Below are 17798 nucleotides of genomic sequence, written 5' to 3'. Positions count from 1 at the left end.
AATGAGGGAGAAACCCATACGGGACGAACAGCCCTGGAGGTGCGGATGTACGTCGTGAAGAGCCCGTTGTCCGACGAGAACCTGAAAACCGTGTCCGAGGCGCTGCAGGGAGCCCTCGTCGACCTGGTGGACCTCGCCCTGGTGGCGAAGCAGATCCACTGGAACGTCGTCGGGCAGCGCTTCCGCTCCGTGCACCTGCAGCTCGACGAGGTGGTGGCCCTCGCGCGGACGCACTCCGACAGGGTGGCGGAGCGCGCCGCGGCACTGGGTGTCTCACCCGACGGGCGCGCCGCGACGGTGGCCGTCGGCAGCGGCATCGGGGTGACGCCCGAGGGCTGGGTCGACGACACGGCCGCGGTGAGCGCCCTCGTGGAGGCGCTGGGCGCGGTGATCGCGCGGATGCGCGAGCGGGTCGGTGCGACCGCCGAGCCGGATCCGGTGAGCCAGGACATCCTCATCTCGGTGACGGCGGATCTCGAGAAGCAGCATTGGATGTTCCAGGCCGAGAACGGGTGACGTGGCCCCGGGCGCTGTGCTGAGCGGCGGGGTGGGCGTGCGGCACACGGGGCACGCGTGGCCCGTGGCGGCGTCGGTGCGGCGGTCGGCGCGGGGCGCGGTGCCCCCGTGTGCCGTCGGTGCGCCCTGGCTGCCCGGATGAGCGGCCCCATAGCCTCCGGCTGGAGGTGCCGGAGGTGGGGGCCGTGAGGGTGCGGGCGGTTCACTGGAGTGCGGCGCTGGGGCTCGGGACGCTGTGGTGGTGGGCGGTGGCGAGGCTGTTGCTCGTGCCCGACGCGGGAGTGCTGGAGGCGGCGGTCGCGGCCGGGGGATGGGGGCTGAGCGTACTTCCGGTGCACTGCGTGCCGAAGGCGCGGGCGGAAGCCGCCCTGGCGGCCGGGCGCTGGCGGCGCGCCTGGAACCCGGGCGCGGTCGCCGCGTCCGGGACCAGCACACCGGCCGGCGCCATATCTGCGGTCACCACGTCCACGGTCACCCCGGCAGCGCCACGCCCCCGTTCGGACGGAGAGTCCGGCCCGTGGTGAAGGCCGCCGCGGGGTGAGAGGCGTGAGGGACCGCGAACGGGGCTGACGTCCCGTCACTTACTTCTTCGGCCGGGGCGCGGACGCCGAGTGTGCGGGGCCGGGGACGCGGCGGGGGCCGGGCCCTGTTGGCAGGCGGGGCACCAGTAGGTGGAACGCTCGCGGGAGCCGTCGCCCTGGTCGGCCCGGCGGACGGGGGTGCGGCAGCGCAGACAGGGGCGGTCCGCGCGGCCGTAGACGAACAGGTCCTGGCCACGGCGCCCGGTGGTGCTGCGGACCGGGCGGTCGCGGTTGTGCACCAGCAGCTTCCTGGCGAACTCGGGCAGCTTCGCGGCGCGTTCGGCGGACAGTTCGCCGATGGGGAGCCAGGGCGTGACACCGAGCAGGAAACAGAGCTCGCTCTTGTACACGTTGCCGATACCGGCGAGGTTGCGCTGGTCCAGCAGGGCTTCGCCGAGCGGGCGGGCCGGGTCCTGGAGGAGGTTCGCCAGCGCCAGGCCGGGGTCCCAGTCCGGGCCCAGGAGGTCGGGGCCGAGGTGGCCGACCACGCGGTCCTCGTCGGTGGTGCGCAGCAGTTCGAGGACGGGCAGACGGTAGCCGACGGCGGTGCGGTCGGGGTTTCCCAGGATCGCGCGGATCTGGTGGGCGGGGCCGCCGCTCCAGGGCTGCCCGTGCGCGTACACCCGCCAGGAGCCGTCCATCCGCAGGTGCGAGTGCAGGGTCAGACCGCCCTCGACACGGGCGAGCAGGTGCTTGCCGCGCGGGGTGACGTCCAGGACGGCGCGGCCGGTGAGGTCGGTCGTGGCGAACCTGGGCACCCTCAGGTCGCTGCGGGTCAGCACCGTGCCGGCAAGGGCGCTGTGCAGCCGCCGGGCGGCCTGCCAGACGGTGTCTCCTTCGGGCATGGGGCAAGGGTCGCACGCCCTCGTGCGGCGGGCGGGGGACCCGCTGGTCAGGGGCGCAGGCGCAGGCCTCGGGGGGTCGCGACGAAGCCCGCGGCCTCCAGGAGCGCCCCGAGCGGGGACGTCAGGGCGGAAGCGCCGTTGAGGCGCTCCACCGTGACCGTGCCGAGGGAGCCCGCGCGCGCGGCTGCCGCGAGTGCTTCTGCCGCGGCCGGGAGGCGGGGGTCGTCGGCGGGCTCACCGTCCGAGTCCGCGGGCCAGGCCAGCACCGTCTTGCCGCCGCGTTCCACGTAGAGCGTCAGCTCACCGTCGACGAGCACCACCAGCGAGCCCGCCTTGCGGCCGGGCTTGTGGCCGGCGCCCGTCGGGGGTTCGGGCCAGCCCAGCGCGGCACCGTACGCGTTCGCGGGGTCGGCGGCGGCCAGGACGACGGCCCTCAGGGCGGGATCCGGGCCGGTGCGGTGGCCCGCGAAGGGGTCGTAAGAGGGGCGCCCCCCGTACTGCCGGGGGCCGGGAGCCCGCGCGGGGAAATCGCGCGGGGAGACGTAGTCGCCCGGCGAGGGCTGCGGGTACGGCGCCCGGCCGGGTCGGCCGTCCGGGAGACGGGGGAGGCCGTCGTGGCCGGGAGCGGGGTCGAGGGAGCCTTCGGTGGGCGGGGCGAAGCCATGGAGGGCGAAGGGGCCGGAGGCGCCGCCGAGGGGGTCAAAGCCGCCCCCGAACGGGCCGTCCGGGCCGGGGAGGGCCTCGCCCCGCTCGCGGGCGTTGGCCGCCGCGCGGAGGCGGTCCACGGCGCCGTCCAGGGCGAACTGGGCGGCCCCCAGCCCTTCGACCACGTAGCCGCGACGGGCCTGCCCGGTCTCCTCGAAGGCGGACAGGATGCGGTAGACCGCGGAGAAACCGCCCTCGACGCCCTCCGCGGAGACGGCGCCCCGAGTCACCACGCCGTGTCGGTCGAGCAGGGTGCGGGCCAGTGCGTGGGCGCGGACCGTGGGGTCGGTCTCCCGGTCCGGGAGCAGTGACCAGCGTCCGGCGACGGTTGGTGGGCCGGTGCGGGAGATGCCGCGGGCGGCTGCCGTGAGCGAGCCGTAGCGCCCGCGTGGTACCGGGCGCTTCGCGCGGTGGGCGGTCGAGCCCGCGGTGCGGCCCGAACCCAGCAGGGAGCGCATGGGGGCGAGGGTGTCGTTGGTCAGCCGGCCGGACCAGACCAGGTCCCAGAGGGTGTCGGTCAGTTGGGGATCGGTGGCGTCGGGGTGGGTGGTGGCGCGGACCTGGTCGGCGATCTGGCGGAAGAACAGGCCGTAGCCGCCGGCGAGGGCGTCCAGCACCGACTGGTGCAGGGCGGTCGTCTCCAGGGGGTGCGCGGGCGGCAGGAGCAGTGGGGCCGCGTCCGCGAGGTACAGGGAGACCCAGCCGTCCTTTCCCGGGAGGGAACCGGCACCGGCCCACACCACCTCTCCGGCGGCCGTGAGCTCGTCCAGCATCGCGGGGGAGTAGTGCGCGACCCGGGAGGGCAGGACCAGCTTCTCCAGGGCGGACGCGGGCACGGACGCACCCTGCAACTGCTCGACGGCGCGCACCAGGCCGTCGACGCCGCGCAGCGTGTGCCCCTTGCCGACGTGCTGCCACTGGGGGAGGAACTGGGCGAGCGCGGCCGACGGCACCGGCTCCAGTTCGTGCCGCAGGGCGGCGAGGGAACGGCGGCGCAGCCGGCGCAGCACGGCCGCGTCGCACCACTCCTGGCCGATCCCGGCCGGGTGGAACTCGCCCTGGACGACCCTGCCCGCCGCCGAGAGCCGCTGCAGGGCGCCCTCGGTGACCGCCACACCCAGCCCGAAGCGGGCCGCGGCGGTGGCCGACGTGAACGGGCCGTGGGTCCGCGCGTACCGCGCGAGGAGGTCGCCCAGCGGGTCCTTGACCGGTTCGGTGAACGCCTCCGGCACGCCGACCGGCAGCGCCGTGCCCAGCGCGTCGCGCAGGCCAGCGGCGTCCTCGACCGCCGCCCAGTGCTCGGTGCCGGCGACGCGGACCCGGATCGCGCGGCGGGCCGAGGCCAGCTCCTCCGCCCACCGCGGTTCGGCGCCCCGCTCCGCCAGCTCGGCCCCGGTGAGCGGGCCGAGTACGCGCAGCAGGTCGGCCACGCCCTCCACATCCTTGATCCGCCGGTCCTCGGTGAGCCACTGCAGCTCACGCTCCAGCTCGGCGAGCACCTCGGCGTCGAGCAGCTCGCGCAGCTCCGCCTGGCCGAGCAGTTCGGCCAGCAACCGTGAGTCCAGCGACAGGGCCGCCGCGCGGCGCTCGGCGAGCGGGGAATCGCCCTCGTACAGGAACTGGGCGACGTATCCGAACAGGAGCGAGCGGGCGAAGGGGGACGGCTCGGGGGTGGTGACCTCGACGAGCCGCACCTTGCGGGACTCCAGATCGCCCATCAGCTCGACGAGCCCGGGGACGTCGAAGACATCCTGGAGACATTCGCGGACGGCCTCCAGGACGATCGGGAACGAGCCGAACTCGCCCGCCACCTGGAGCAACTGGGAGGCACGCTGACGCTGCTGCCACAGCGGGGCGCGCTTGCCGGGGTTGCGGCGCGGCAGCAGCAGCGCACGGGCGGCGCACTCGCGGAAGCGGGACGCGAACAGCGCCGAGCCGCCCACCTGGTCGGTGACGACCTGGTCGACCTCCCCCTTGTCGAAGACGACGTCCGCCGCGCCCAGCGGCGCCTGATCCGCGTCGTACTCGGTGCCGGCCTTCACCGGCTCCTGGTCGAGCAGGTCCAGGCCCATCAGGTCGGCGTCCGGCAGGCGCAGCACGATGCCGTCGTCGGCGTGCATCACCTGGGCGTCCATGCCGTACCGCTCGGAGAGGCGGGCACCGAGCGCGAGCGCCCACGGGGCGTGCACCTGGGCACCGAACGGGGAGTGCACCACGACCCGCCAGTCGCCGAGCTCGTCACGGAAACGCTCCACGACGATCGTGCGGTCGTCCGGGACGTGGCCGCAGGCCTGGCGCTGTTCGTCGAGGTAGGACAGCAGATTGTCCGCGGCCCAGGCGTCCAGCCCGGCGGCGAGGAGCCGCGGTCGCGCCTCCTGTGGGGACAACGAGCCGACCTCCCGCAGGAACGCGCCCACCGCGCGGCCCAGCTCCAGCGGGCGGCCCAGCTGGTCCCCCTTCCAGAACGGGAGCCGCCCCGGTACGCCCGGGGCCGGAGAGACCAGCACACGGTCGCGCGTGATGTCCTCGATGCGCCAGGAGCTGGTGCCGAGCGTGAAGACGTCGCCGACACGGGACTCGTAGACCATCTCCTCGTCGAGCTCGCCGACCCGTCCGCCGCCCTTCTTGGGGTCGGCGCCCGCGAGGAACACCCCGAACAGGCCCCGGTCGGGGATCGTGCCCCCGGAGGTGACGGCGAGGCGCTGTGCTCCCGGGCGGCCGGTGATCCCGCCCGTGACCCGGTCCCACACCACGCGCGGGCGCAGCTCCGCGAACGCGTCGGACGGATAGCGGCCGGCGAGCATGTCCAGCACACCGGTGAAGGCCGACTCGGGCAGCGAGGCGAAGGGCGCCGCCCGGCGCACCATGGCCAGCAGGTCGTCGAACTGCCAGGTGTCCATGGCCGTCATCGCGACGATCTGCTGCGCCAGGACGTCCAGCGGGTTCGCGGGAACCCGCAGCGACTCGATGGAGCCCTTCCGCATCCGCTCGGTGACCACGGCCGCCTGGACGAGGTCACCCCGATACTTCGGGAACACCACGCCCGTGGAGATCGCCCCCACCTGGTGGCCCGCGCGGCCGACGCGCTGGAGCCCCGAGGCCACCGACGGCGGCGACTCGACCTGGACCACCAGATCGACCGCGCCCATGTCGATACCCAGCTCCAGACTGGAGGTGGCGACCACCGCGGGCAGCCGGCCCGCCTTGAGGTCCTCCTCGACCAGGGCCCGCTGTTCCTTGGACACCGAGCCGTGGTGCGCGCGGGCGATGACGGCGGGCGCGCCCTGGGCGGCCCCGGAGCCGCCCATGAGCTCGGCCGGGGAGTGGCGCTCGCCCAGCGGCTCCCCGGTGGCCCGCTCGTAGGCGATCTCGTTGAGCCGGTTGCACAGGCGCTCCGCGAGGCGGCGGGAGTTCGCGAACACGATCGTCGAGCGGTGGGACTGGACCAGGTCGGCGATCCGCTCCTCGACGTGCGGCCAGATCGACGGGCGCTCCGCACCCTCCGATCCGTCGGCCACCGGGGAGCCGCCCACCCGTCGCCCGCCACCGCCCTTGTGAGGACGTGCTTCGCGCGACTCTGAGGGATTGCCCAGGTCCTCGACCGGGACCACGACGGAGAGGTCGAACTCCTTGCCGGCCTCGGGCTGGACGATCTCCACCTTGCCGCGCGGGCACAGGAAACGGGCGATCTCGTCGACCGGGCGGACCGTCGCCGACAGACCGATGCGGCGGGCCGGCCTGGGCAGCAGTTCGTCCAGCCGCTCCAGGGAGAGAGCGAGGTGCGCCCCGCGCTTGGTGCCGGCGACCGCGTGCACCTCGTCCAGGATCACCGTCTCCACGCCCGTCAGCGCGTCCCGCGCGGCCGATGTCAGCATCAGGAACAGGGACTCCGGAGTGGTGATGAGGATGTCCGGCGGGCGGGTGGACAGGGTCCGGCGCTCGGCGGGCGGGGTGTCGCCGGAGCGGATCCCGACCTTCACCTCGGGCTCGGGCAGTCCCAGACGCACGGCCTCCTGGCGGATGCCGGTCAGCGGGCTGCGGAGATTGCGCTCGACATCGACGGCCAAGGCCTTCAGCGGGGAGACGTACAGGACGCGGCAGCGCTTTCGGTGGTCCGCGGGCGGGGGCGTGGCGGCCAGCTGGTCCAGGGCCGCGAGGAACGCGGCCAGCGTCTTGCCGGAGCCGGTGGGGGCGACGACCAGCACGTCCGACCCCTCGTGGATGGCCTGCCAGGCGCCCGTCTGGGCCGCGGTGGGCGCGGGGAACGCCCCCGTGAACCAGCCGCGGGTCGCGGCGGAGAAGCCGTCCAGGGCTCGGTGCGGAGTGCTGACCATGTGTCCATCCTGCACCCGGGCACTGACAACGGGCCTGAGCAGGCCGGATGCCCGCGTCCGGCCTGCTCAGGCCCGTTGCGCCGGGGCCGGGCGGGGCCCGGCGGATCCGGCCCGGGGAGCGGGTGACAATGGGCCTTATGGCGGAAACGGGCAAGGAACGGGCGCGGCACTGGCAGTACGCCGACCTGCCCGGTGTCGATCTGCTCCGGGCCCGCTACATACACAAGACGTTCGTACGGCACACCCACGAGAACTTCGTGATCGCCGCCATCACCGACGGAGTGGAGGTCTTCCACCACGGCGGCGGCGACCAGTACGCGGGGGCCGGGGCACTGGCGCTGGTGAACCCGGACACCCCGCACACCGGGCGGGCCGGGGTCCCCGAGGGATGGCGGTACGGCGCGGTGTACCCGTCGCCCGGGGTGGTCGCGGCGATCGCCGCGGAGACCACCACACTGCGCGGCACCCCGGGCTTCGTGAGACCGGTGCTCGACGATCCGTACACCGTCCACCTGGTGCACCAGGTGCTGCGGGCCACCGACGAGGGCAACGCGCTCGCCGCCGACACACTGCTGCGGGTGGCCGTGACCCGGCTGCTGAGGCTGAACGGCGGGTCACGGCCCCGGCGCGAGGTGCGCACGGCGGGCGCTCGGACCGCCGCACGCGCGCGTGTCCTGCTGGAGGAGCGGATGGCCGCCCCGCCGACGCTGGAGCAGTTGGCCGACGAGCTGGGCACCAGCCCGTTCGCGCTGCTGCGGGCCTTCCGGGACACCTACGGAATGCCGCCGCACGCCTGGCTCACCGACGCACGGGTACGGCGGGCGCGCCGGCTGTTGGACGCCGGGACCGTGCCGTCGGAGGCCGCCGTCGCGGTCGGGTTCACCGACCAGCCGCACCTGAACCGGCATTTCGGCCGGATCGTGGGAGTGCCGCCGGGGGCCTACCAGCGCGAGCGCAAGAACGTACAAGACACCCGGAGCGCGCTCCACGTACCGTCCGTGGTGTGGCAGCAGAACAGACAACACTCGCGGACGTCCGGGACGTAGACACCCAGGGAACAAAACCGGACGGCGCCGTCGTACGGGACGCCCTGGGAGTCGGAATCGCCGTCGGACTCTCCGGATTCGCCTTCGGGGTGACCTCGGCCGGCAGCGGGCTCACGCTGCTCCAGACGTGTGCGCTCAGCCTCCTCGTGTTCACCGGGGCGTCCCAGTTCGCACTGGTGGGGGCACTCGCCGCTGGTGGGAGCCCGCTCACGGCCGCCGCCGGAGCGTTCTTCCTGGGGGTGCGCAACGCCTTCTACGGGCTGCGCCTGTCCCAGCTGCTGGCCCTCCCGCGCGCGGTGCGGCCGTTCGCGGCCCAGTGGGTCATCGACGAGACGGCCGCGGTCTCCCTCGCCCAGCCCACCCGGCGCAGCGCGCGGATCGGTTTCCTGGTGACCGGACTCAGCCTGTACGTCCTGTGGAACCTCACCACACTGCTCGGCGCACTGGGCGCCGAGTCCATCGGGGACACCAACGCGTGGGGCCTGGACGCGGCCGGCCCCGCGGTCTTCCTGGCCCTGCTCGCGCCGATGCTGCGGACCGGCACCGAACGGATGGTCGCCGGGCTCGCCGTCCTGCTGGGGCTCGGACTGCTGCCGTTCCTGCCCGCCGGTGTACCGGTCCTGGTGGCCGCGCTCGCGGCACCGGCCGTCCTGTGGGCACAGGGCCGCAGGGGCGCGCCGCGCGGTGACGTACCGGAGGGGGGCCGTTGAACATCTGGATCGCGATCGGTGTGACCGTCCTCGGGTGCTACGCCGTCAAGCTGGCCGGGCTGCTGGTCCCCGCCGGTGCCCTCGAACGACCGCTGGTCAGGCGCCTCGCCGCACTGCTGCCCGTCGCCCTGCTCGCCGCCCTCACGGCCCAGCAGGCCTTCGCCGACGGCCGGACGCTGGTGCTGGACGCGCGGGCGGCGGGACTCGCCGCCGCCGCCGTGGCGCTGATGCTGCGCGCCCCGTTCCTGGTCGTCGTCGGGGCGGCCGTGGTGGTGACGGCGGGGGTCCGGGCCCTGGTCGGCTGAGAGCGGCGCCTGGTCAGCCGACCGGGCGACCGTACGCCCTGAGCGTGCGCAGCGCGTCGATGGTCACCATGGAGCGCGCCTCCAGGGCTGGGGCCGGTGCCCACTCGCGCCAGCGCACCGGCCAGCCGCCGTCGTCCTCCTGCTCGGCCGCGAGGTGGTCCAGCGAGCGTGACATCTCCCCGTCGGTGAACCATCCGCGCGCGAGGGAGTGCGGTGTCCGCGCGTAGTCGTGCGGGAAATGGTGCTCGCCCGGGGCGTAGCCGGGCGCGACCGGGTAGGCGTCGAGGTCGTCCGGGGCGAGCGCCGCCAGCCGCTGTCCGCGCACCAGGCGGCCCAGCCGGTCGGCGGCCGCCTCCGCGCGCGGGCGGTCGGGGGCGGAGTCCAGGAAGACGACCGCGGCCCGGATCTCGTACGGATGGCTCCGCTCCAGTGCCTCGACGGCCTGCCAGCAGAAGTCCGTGGCCCGGAACAGCCACGCGTGCCACACGTCGTTGCGGTGCAGCAGCCCCACCACCGGCCCGGTGGCCAGAAGCTCGCCGGGTGGGTCGTCCACGACCGGCACGAAGGGGGCCGACGGGTAGCCGCGCAGGCTGGGATGGATCGCCGGCAGTGCGCCATCCGGGGTGGACACGGACGTCAGGTAGTGGCACGCGCGCTCCACGCGCGTGCCGCCGCAGCGGCCCACGGAGTCCAGGACACGCAGGGCGTGTGCGGTGTGCAGCGGCTGGCTGACGGGGCCACGCAGGTCGGGCTCCAGCGCGTGACCGTATCCGCCGTCCTCGTTGCGGTAGGCGTCCAGCGCCCGCTCCACCGGGTCGGCACCGCCCTCCCGGAACTCGTGGGCGAAGAGACGCTGCTCGAGCACCCGCGCGGTCAGCCAGACGAAACGCTCCGCGCGGGCGAGCGGGCTGTCGGCCGGGGGCTTCGGGGGAGGGGGATCGATCCGGTTGGTGACATGGGACAGACGTTAGGGCGCAAAGCGGTGTCGGCAGGTGGTCCCGGCTCGGGCCCACACTCTCGGGCGGGATACTGGGGGCATGCGGTTGACGGTCTTCTGGGAACGGATGGCGGAGTACTTCGGTACGGGCTACGCCGACACCTTCGCGCGCGATCACGTCATGTCGGAACTCGGCGGGCGCACCGTGCACGAGGCACTGGGGGACGGCTGGGACGCCAAGGACGTCTGGCAGGTGGTCTGCGCGGTGATGGACGTTCCGCGGGAAAAGCGCTGATCGTCACAGAGATCGCCACGGGGCAGACGGCTGCCGGTGGCGTGGGCGAAACTTACTCCGTGGCACCCACAGACGAGACCGGGCAGGCAGCCCAGCATCCCTCCGCGCTCGGCGCGCCGCCGCCCCCCGGTCCGCCGGCGGGTCCCGCGGCCTCTCCCGGCGCTCGCATGCCGCGCTGGCTGCCGCGCGCCATGCTGCTCGCGCTCGCGCTGATCGCCCTGTTCCAGCTGGGCAGCTGGGCCTTCCACGAACTCACCGGGCTGCTGATCAACATCCTCATCGCGTTCTTCCTGGCGCTCGCCGTCGAGCCCGCGGTGAGCTGGATGGCCGCGCGGAAGGTGCGCCGGGGGCTGGGCACCTTCCTGGTCTTCCTGGCAGTGCTGACCGCGGCGGCGGGCTTCGTCACGCTGCTCGGATCCATGCTCGCGGGACAGATCATCAAGATCGTCGAGGATTTCCCGCAGTACCTCGACTCCGTCATCAACTGGGTCAACACCCACTTCCACACCGAACTGCGGCGGGTGGACATCCAGGAGGGCCTGCTCCGCTCCGACTGGTTGCGCAACTACGTGCAGAACAGCGCCACCGGCGTCCTGGACGTCTCCGCGCAGGTCCTCGGAGGCCTCTTCCAGTTGCTGACCATCGGGCTGTTCTCGTTCTACTTCGCCGCCGACGGCCCGCGGCTGAGGCGAGCCGTCTGCTCCGTGCTGCCGCCCGCGCGCCAGGCCGAGGTGCTGCGCGCGTGGGAGATCGCCGTGAACAAGACCGGCGGCTACCTGTACTCGCGCGGGCTGATGGCGCTGGTCTCCGGCATGGCCCACTACGTGCTGCTGGAGATGCTCGAGGTGCCCTACGCACCCGTGCTCGCCGTGTGGGTGGGCCTGGTGTCGCAGTTCATCCCCACCATCGGTACGTATCTCGCGGGCGCCCTGCCCATGCTGATCGCCTTCGCCGTCGACCCCTGGTACGCGCTGTGGGTGCTGATCTTCGTGGTGATCTACCAGCAGTTCGAGAACTACGTGCTGCAGCCCAAGCTGACCGCGAGGACCGTCGACATCCACCCGGCGGTCGCCTTCGGCTCGGTCGTCATGGGCACCGCCCTGCTCGGGGCCGTCGGCGCGCTGATAGCCATCCCCGCGGTCGCCACCCTCCAGGCTTTCCTGGGCGCGTACGTGAAGCGCTACGACGTCACGGACGACCCCCGCGTGCACGGCCACCGCCGTCCTGGCGACGGCGACCCCGGTGACCGGAGCCCCGGCGAGCGGGGGAGCCTCGTCGGCCGCGCCCGGCGCCTCTGGACCCGCCGACGGGGCGCGACACCATCCCCGAGTGGGGACATCGGGCACTCCTGAGCGACGGCGGAGCCGCTCCGGGTCGGCGGTGTGACCCGGCGGCGGAGCCGTTGCCGGAGGGTGAACGCCTCGTGAGGGTGCCGCGTGGTGCGCTTGACACGAAAATCGAACGTCTATTCTCATAGGGGCGCCGGTAAGGCTCGACGAAGGGTTTTATGACCCGGTTCGGGGTGGAAAGGGCCTCGGTTGTCCACAGGTCGGAGGTGCGTCGGGGCGCGTTGTCAGTGGCAGGCGCTAGCGTCGTCGACGTGAAGCGATCGAATCAAGCAAATCGGGTGGAACCCATGGCAGGAACCGACCGCGAGAAGGCGCTCGACGCCGCGCTCGCACAGATTGAACGGCAATTCGGCAAGGGCGCGGTCATGCGCATGGGCGACCGGTCGAGGGAGCCCATCGAGGTCATCCCGACCGGGTCGACCGCCCTCGACGTGGCCCTCGGTGTCGGCGGCCTGCCGCGCGGCCGGGTGGTGGAGGTCTACGGACCGGAGTCCTCCGGCAAGACGACCCTGACCCTGCACGCCGTGGCCAACGCGCAGAAGGCCGGCGGCCAGGTCGCCTTCGTGGACGCGGAGCACGCCCTCGACCCCGAGTACGCGAAGAAGCTCGGCGTCGACATCGACAACCTGATCCTGTCCCAGCCGGACAACGGCGAGCAGGCGCTGGAGATCGTGGACATGCTGGTCCGCTCCGGCGCCCTCGACCTCATCGTCATCGACTCCGTCGCGGCACTGGTCCCGCGCGCGGAGATCGAGGGGGAGATGGGCGACAGCCACGTGGGTCTGCAGGCCCGCCTGATGAGCCAGGCGCTGCGGAAGATCACCAGCGCGCTCAACCAGTCCAAGACCACCGCGATCTTCATCAACCAGCTCCGCGAGAAGATCGGCGTGATGTTCGGCTCCCCGGAGACCACGACCGGTGGCCGGGCGCTGAAGTTCTACGCCTCGGTGCGCCTCGACATCCGTCGGATCGAGACGCTGAAGGACGGCACCGACGCCGTGGGCAACCGCACCCGTGTCAAGGTCGTCAAGAACAAGGTGGCGCCGCCGTTCAAGCAGGCCGAGTTCGACATCCTCTACGGCCAGGGCATCAGCCGCGAGGGCGGTTTGATCGACATGGGTGTGGAGCACGGCTTCGTCCGCAAGGCCGGCGCCTGGTACACGTACGAGGGCGACCAACTCGGCCAGGGCAAGGAGAACGCCCGCAACTTCCTCAAGGACAATCCCGACCTCGCCAACGAGATCGAGAAGAAGATCCTGGAGAAGCTCGGCATCGGCGTGCGGCCCGAGGAGCCGGCCGCCGAGCAGGGCACGGATGCCGCCGGTACCACCGTTCCGACCGAGGCGACCGCGGTCCCGGCTTTGGCCTCGGCGGCCAAGACCACCAAGTCCAAGGCCGCCGCGGCCAAGAGCTGACCCGTGACGCGACGAACCGACTGGGGCGAGTACGAATTCGCCGCCTCCGGCCCCCCATGGGGGAGGGGCACCGGAGACGGCGAAGACCCAGCCGCGAGCGTTGACGGGGCGGGCGGGGACGCCGACGGCAAGGACGGCTTCTTTGGTGAGGCGCCGGGCGGCGACCGGCGCCGGGGCGGCACCGGTTCCCGTCGTGCAGGTGACCCACGGGGGAGCGGCTCGCGTGACGGCGGGCCACGCGGTGGGCGCGGACGCCGGGCTTTCGGCGAGGCGGCCGCGGCGGATGGGGACGCCTCCACCTCTGCGAGGGCCGAGCGGGAGGAACCTCCGGGGGACCCGGTCGAGCGGGCGCGGGCCATCTGCCTGCGCCTGCTCACCGGGACCCCACGCACCCGGAAACAGCTTGCCGACGCCCTGCGCAAGCGGGAGATCCCCGACGAGGCCGCCGAGGAAGTGCTGTCCCGGTTCGAGGAGGTCGGACTGATCGACGACAGTGCCTTCGCGGATGCCTGGGTGGAGTCCCGGCACCACGGTCGGGGCCTGGCCCGGCGTGCCCTCGCCCGGGAGCTGCGGACCAAGGGCGTCGACGCCAGCCTGATCGACGCGGCCGTCTCCCAACTCGACTCCGAGCAGGAGGAAGCCACCGCGCGCGAACTCGTCACCCGCAAGCTGCGTTCCACCCGCGGACTCGACCGCGACAAGCGGATCCGCCGCCTCGCGGGCATGCTCGCCCGCAAGGGCTACCCCGAGGGCCTCGCCCTGCGCGTGGTCCGCCAGGCCTTGGAGGAGGAGGGCGAGGACACGGAGTTCCTGGACGGCGGGGGCTACTGAGGGCCCCAGCCCGGTGCCCGCACCGGCAGACCTGCCGTGCGCCAGGCCTGGAAACCGCCGATCAGGTCGGTGGCCCGGTGGAGTCCCAGCCGGTGCAGGGATTCCGCGGCCAGGCTGGAGGCGTAACCCTCGTTGCAGATCACGACGACGCGCAGCTCGTGACCGGTGGCCTCGGGGAGACGGTGGCTTCCGCAGGTCGAGACGCCACTCCAGCTCGTTGCGCTCGACGACGAGGGCGCCGGGGATGAGGCCGTCCCGGGCGCGCAGGGCCGCATACCGGATGTCGACCAGCAGTGCCTCCCCGCCGCGGACGGCCCCGCGGTCGGATCCTCGGCGGCGCGGGGACATCCGCACCCAGGAACCTCAGCGCGATCCGGCTCCGGCCTCTGCCCGGGCCTCCGTCCCCGCCGTTCCCGCATCCGCCGTTCCCGCACCCGCCGGTCCGCCGACCGCCGTTTCGGCCGCCGCGTACAGGTCCGCCGGACGGACTCCGCCGAGCGCCGTGACCAGGTGACCGTCGGGGCGTACCAGCAGTACGGTGTGGGCCGCCGCCCCCGGATAGCTCTCCGCGACCAGCAGCTCGGCCGGATGCGGCAGCGCCGCCACGGCCGCCGCCAGTTGGGGCATGATCCCGGCGGACACCCAGTGCCTGCGCTCCCACACCCCGGTACCCGGCGCGATCAGCACCACCAGCAGCGCACCCCGGCCGAGCCGGTCCCGCAGCCGGACGAAGGTGCCGTCCTCCGCCGTGACCCGCACATCGGTGACCGGCGCCCCGGGGAGCGTGTCGACGGGGACCTCGCCCTCGAGGTCCCCGGGTGCGAGAGGCGATCCGGCGTGCACGCCCGGCGCGCCCAGCGGCCCCTGCCCGACGTGGCCGTCCACCAGGAGCGCGTCATGGCCGCGGGCGGAGCCGGGGACGTAGGAACGCAGCCCTCCGCCGCCCCGCAGCAACGGCAGCGCCTGGTCGGCGGCGCGCAGCCGGGCGGCGACGATCGCGCGCCGCTCGGCCTGGTAACTGTCGAGCAGCGCTTCGTGGTGGCCGTGGTGCCAGGCCAGGGCCAGCTTCCAGGCGAGGTTGTCGGCGTCGCGAAGCCCCTCGTCCAACCCGTGCGTGCCCAGTGTGCCGAGCAGATGCGCGGCGTCCCCGGCGAGGAACACGCGGTCCGCCCGCCAGCGCCGGGCGAGCCGGTGGTGGACGGTATGGACCCCGGTGTCGAGCAGTTCGTACGGTGGTGTCGGGCCGCCGGCCCAGCCGGCGAGGGTCTCCCGGACCCGCGCCAGCAGCAGTTCGGGAGTGACCAGCTCCTTGCCCGGCGGCAGCAACCAGTCCAGACGCCACACGCCGTCCGGCAGCGGGCGTGCGGTGATCTCCCCGGCGGAGGGGCCGGAAGTGCGCCACGGCGGCATCCGGTGCAGCAACGCTTCGCCCGGCCAGGGCAGTTCCGTGCGCAGCGCGGCCACGGCGTGACGTTCCACCGCCGTACGGCCAGGGAAGCGGATGTCCTGGAGCTTGCGCACGGTGGAGCGGGGGCCGTCGCAGCCGACCAGATAACTGCCGCGCCACCACGTGCTGCTGGGGCCGCGGGTGTGCGCGGTGACGCCGGAGGGCTCCTGCTCGAGGGAGTCCAGACGGCTGTCCACGGCGACCTTGACGAGCCGTTCACGGGAGAGGGCCGCACGCAGGGCATCGGTGAGGACGTGCTGGGCGATGTGCACCGGGGCGGGTACGGTGTCGTCGAAAGTGACCTCGTGTGTCACCTGCTTGCGCCGCATCGACCGCCATCCGGCCCAACGGGAGCCGGCCCGGGCCAGTGGCGCACCGGTCAGCCGCTCCAACAGCGCCGTGGTGTCCTCACGCAGCACCACCGAGCGGGCAGGACGCGGTTCGTCCTTTCCCGGCCCCTCGTCGAGGACCACGCACGGCACCTCCTGACGCGCCAGCGCCAGGGCGAGCGTGAGCCCGACGGGCCCCGCTCCGACGATGATCACCGGGTCCACGGCGCGGCGCCCCCTGCTCGAAGTGACGTCCCGGAGGACAGGGAGGAACAGGACGATGGAGCAGGGTGCACGATCACAGAACGTATGCAACCCACTGCCGGTGCTTGCGTCAAGTGACGGGCGCAAGCCGCGATCATGAAAACGGTCCGGGCTCGTCACACCACTTGACCGCTCATCACACGAGCCCGGCCCGTGCCGGATGATTTCCGCGCGCCACCGATGCCGTCCCGGCCCCCGACATGGCTGCGGCCCGCCGAAAGGGCGGGCCGCAGCCATGTCGGTACAGCGGAGCACGCGTCAGATGGTGCCGCCCGCGCCGGTCCCGTGGGTGCCCCCGACCTCGGCCGTGTTGAGTTCCTCGATCTGGTCGGCGCCCACCACCGCGCCCGTGCTGCGCTTGCTGCGGCGGAGCCTGACCTCCAGCCACGAGGCGAAGGAGGTGAGAACGAAGTTCAGCACGATGAAGATGATCGCCACGACGATGAAACTCGGAACCACGTTGGCGTAGTTGGCCGCCAGGGTGCTGCGCGAGTTGAGCAACTCGGTGAACCCGAGCATCACGCCGCCCAGCGCGGTGTCCTTCACGATCACGACGAGCTGGCTGACGATGGCCGGCAGCATCGCGGTGACGGCCTGCGGCAGCAGGATGGTGGACATCGTCTGGCTCTTGCGCAGACCGATCGCGTAGGCGGCTTCGGACTGGCCCTTGGGCAGCGAGAGGATGCCGGCCCGGACGACCTCGGCGAGCACCGAGGCGTTGTAGAGCACCAGGCCGGTGACCACTGCGTACAGGGGCCGGTCCTCGCTGGAGATGTCCGTGGAACGGACGTAGACCTCGTAGGCGAAGAGCATCAGCAGCAGGACCGGGATCGCCCGGAAGAACTCGACCACCGCACCGGCCGGGGCGCGTACCCAGCGATGGTCGGACATGCGGGCGATACCCAGGACCGCGCCCAGGGGGAGAGCGATGATCATGGACAGGGCGGCGGCCTTCAACGTGTTGCCGAGCCCCGGCAGCAGATAGGTCGACCACGCCTCTGCCTCGATGAAGGGCGACCAGAGGGAGCCCTCCAGCTGGCCCTTGCCGTCCAGCGTCTGCCAGACCCACCACAACAGGAGGGCGAGGAGGACGAAGAAGACGACCGAGAGGGCCAGGTTGCGCCGTTTGGCGCGGGGGCCGGGCTCGTCGTAGAGGACGGAGCTCATCGCTTCACCGCCAGTCGCTTGCTGAGCCAGCCGAGGAACAGGCCCGTGGGGAGGGTCAACACCACGAAACCGAAGGCGAAGACCGCGCCGATGGCCAGTGTCTGGGCCTCGTTCTCGATCATTTCCTTCATCAACAGCGCTGCTTCCGCGACACCGATCGCGGCTGCCACCGTGGTGTTCTTGGTCAGGGCGATCAGGACGTTGGCCAGCGGCGTGATGACCGCGCGGAAGGCCTGCGGCAGCACGATCAGCCGCAGGGTCTGGCTGAAGTTCAGTCCGATCGCGCGTGCGGCCTCGGCCTGGCCGAGGGGCACGGTGTTGATACCGGAACGGATCGACTCGCAGACGAAGGCCGCGGTGTAGGCGGCCAGACTGAGCACCGCCAGCCGGAAGCCCTGCAGAGCGAAGTCGTCGGAGGCGCCCATCGTGACGCCGAAGATGTCGGCGAGGCCGAGCGAGGAGAAGACGATGATGACCGTCAGCGGGATGTTCCGGACGATGTTGACGTAGGCGGTGCCGAACCCGCGCATCAACGGAACCGGACTGACCCGCATCCCGGCCAGCAGGGTGCCCCAGACCAGGGAACCCAGGGCCGAGAAGACGGTGAGTTTCACCGTCATCCAGAACGCCCCTAGGACGTCATAGCCTTCAAGAAAGTCGAACACGATCTCCCGCGCTTCCGGGTGTGTGGCGTACGTGGACGGCGTGGCGCGCCGCCGCCG

General features: G+C 72.8%; 15 protein-coding genes and 1 pseudogene. 8 read left to right on the top strand and 8 right to left on the bottom strand.

All coding sequences use genetic code 11. The features are described from left to right. Positions 1-45: 45 nt before the first annotated feature. Positions 46-516, top strand: coding sequence for a Dps family protein (locus WJ438_RS11710; RefSeq protein ID WP_406725187.1), 471 nt, complete (start codon positions 46-48; stop codon positions 514-516). Positions 517-718: 202 nt separating this feature from the next. Here the strand turns inward: WJ438_RS11710 and WJ438_RS11705 are convergent, their stop codons facing one another. From WJ438_RS11705 to WJ438_RS11695, 3 genes are all read right to left on the bottom strand, one after another. Further along, complete coding sequence (locus WJ438_RS11705) at positions 719-976, bottom strand: hypothetical protein (RefSeq protein WP_406725186.1); 258 nt, start codon at positions 974-976, stop codon at positions 719-721. Positions 977-1093: 117 nt separating this feature from the next. After that, a complete protein-coding gene (locus WJ438_RS11700) occupies positions 1094-1942 on the bottom strand; it encodes an Fpg/Nei family DNA glycosylase (protein ID WP_406725185.1) in 849 nt (282 codons plus the stop codon). A 47-nt stretch (positions 1943-1989) separates the two neighbouring features. Then, positions 1990-6981, bottom strand: a complete 4992-nt coding sequence (locus WJ438_RS11695) for an ATP-dependent helicase (RefSeq protein ID WP_406725184.1) — start codon at positions 6979-6981, stop codon at positions 1990-1992. 137 nt (positions 6982-7118) lie between these two features. On the opposite strand from WJ438_RS11695, the gene WJ438_RS11690 reads away from it, so the two are divergent. The 3 genes from WJ438_RS11690 to WJ438_RS11680 are packed head-to-tail and all read left to right on the top strand — an operon-like array spanning position 7119 to position 9042. Then, the gene (locus WJ438_RS11690; protein WP_406725183.1) at positions 7119-8027 is read left to right on the top strand and encodes an AraC family transcriptional regulator; all 909 of its coding nucleotides are present in this window, start codon (positions 7119-7121) and stop codon (positions 8025-8027) included. After that, positions 7985-8737, top strand: coding sequence for an AzlC family ABC transporter permease (locus WJ438_RS11685; RefSeq protein ID WP_406725182.1), 753 nt, complete (start codon positions 7985-7987; stop codon positions 8735-8737). Before WJ438_RS11690 ends, WJ438_RS11685 begins: the two co-directional genes overlap by 43 nt. Next, positions 8734-9042 (top strand): AzlD domain-containing protein, encoded by a 309-nt coding sequence (locus tag WJ438_RS11680; protein ID WP_406725181.1) that lies wholly within the window; start codon positions 8734-8736, stop codon positions 9040-9042. Before WJ438_RS11685 ends, WJ438_RS11680 begins: the two co-directional genes overlap by 4 nt. A 13-nt stretch (positions 9043-9055) precedes the next feature. Here WJ438_RS11680 and WJ438_RS11675 read toward each other — a convergent pair whose 3' ends face one another. Continuing rightward, on the bottom strand, positions 9056-9985 hold the full coding sequence (locus WJ438_RS11675; protein ID WP_406729655.1) for a hypothetical protein: 930 nt from the start codon (positions 9983-9985) through the stop codon (positions 9056-9058). 94 nt (positions 9986-10079) lie between these two features. Here WJ438_RS11675 and WJ438_RS11670 point away from each other — a divergent pair, with 94 nt between their 5' ends. The 4 genes from WJ438_RS11670 to recX all read left to right on the top strand — a co-directional run bounded on the left by WJ438_RS11670 (position 10080) and on the right by recX (position 13869). Then, on the top strand, positions 10080-10274 hold the full coding sequence (locus tag WJ438_RS11670) for a DUF3046 domain-containing protein (protein ID WP_406725180.1): 195 nt from the start codon (positions 10080-10082) through the stop codon (positions 10272-10274). A gap of 59 nt (positions 10275-10333) precedes the next feature. Continuing rightward, positions 10334-11626: an AI-2E family transporter gene (locus WJ438_RS11665; protein ID WP_406725179.1), complete on the top strand. Its 1293-nt coding sequence runs from the start codon at positions 10334-10336 to the stop codon at positions 11624-11626. A 284-nt stretch (positions 11627-11910) separates the two neighbouring features. Then, positions 11911-13038 (top strand): recombinase RecA, encoded by a 1128-nt coding sequence (gene recA / locus WJ438_RS11660; protein WP_406725178.1) that lies wholly within the window; start codon positions 11911-11913, stop codon positions 13036-13038. A gap of 3 nt (positions 13039-13041) precedes the next feature. Next, complete coding sequence (gene recX, locus WJ438_RS11655; protein WP_406725177.1) at positions 13042-13869, top strand: recombination regulator RecX; 828 nt, start codon at positions 13042-13044, stop codon at positions 13867-13869. Here recX and WJ438_RS11650 read toward each other — a convergent pair. The 4 genes and pseudogenes from WJ438_RS11650 to WJ438_RS11635 all read right to left on the bottom strand — a co-directional run bounded on the left by WJ438_RS11650 (position 13863) and on the right by WJ438_RS11635 (position 17741). Further along, positions 13863-14217 (bottom strand): annotated as a pseudogene (locus WJ438_RS11650) (rhodanese-like domain-containing protein). The gene recX and the pseudogene WJ438_RS11650 overlap by 7 nt on opposite strands. Before the next feature lie 15 nt (positions 14218-14232). Further along, positions 14233-15870, bottom strand: a complete 1638-nt coding sequence (locus tag WJ438_RS11645) for an FAD-dependent monooxygenase (RefSeq protein WP_406725176.1) — start codon at positions 15868-15870, stop codon at positions 14233-14235. 297 nt (positions 15871-16167) lie between these two features. Then, entirely contained in the window at positions 16168-17076 is a 909-nt protein-coding gene (locus WJ438_RS11640) for an amino acid ABC transporter permease (RefSeq protein WP_406725175.1), read from the bottom strand. Then, positions 17073-17741, bottom strand: coding sequence for an amino acid ABC transporter permease (locus tag WJ438_RS11635; RefSeq protein ID WP_406725174.1), 669 nt, complete (start codon positions 17739-17741; stop codon positions 17073-17075). Before WJ438_RS11635 ends, WJ438_RS11640 begins: the two co-directional genes overlap by 4 nt. Positions 17742-17798 lie beyond the last annotated feature (57 nt).

The organism is Streptomyces sp. GD-15H (assembly GCF_045291515.1).
Lineage (GTDB): Bacteria > Actinomycetota > Actinomycetes > Streptomycetales > Streptomycetaceae > Streptomyces.
The sequence above is the reverse complement of the archived record's forward strand: the minus strand, read 5'-3'. Positions and strand labels throughout refer to the sequence as shown.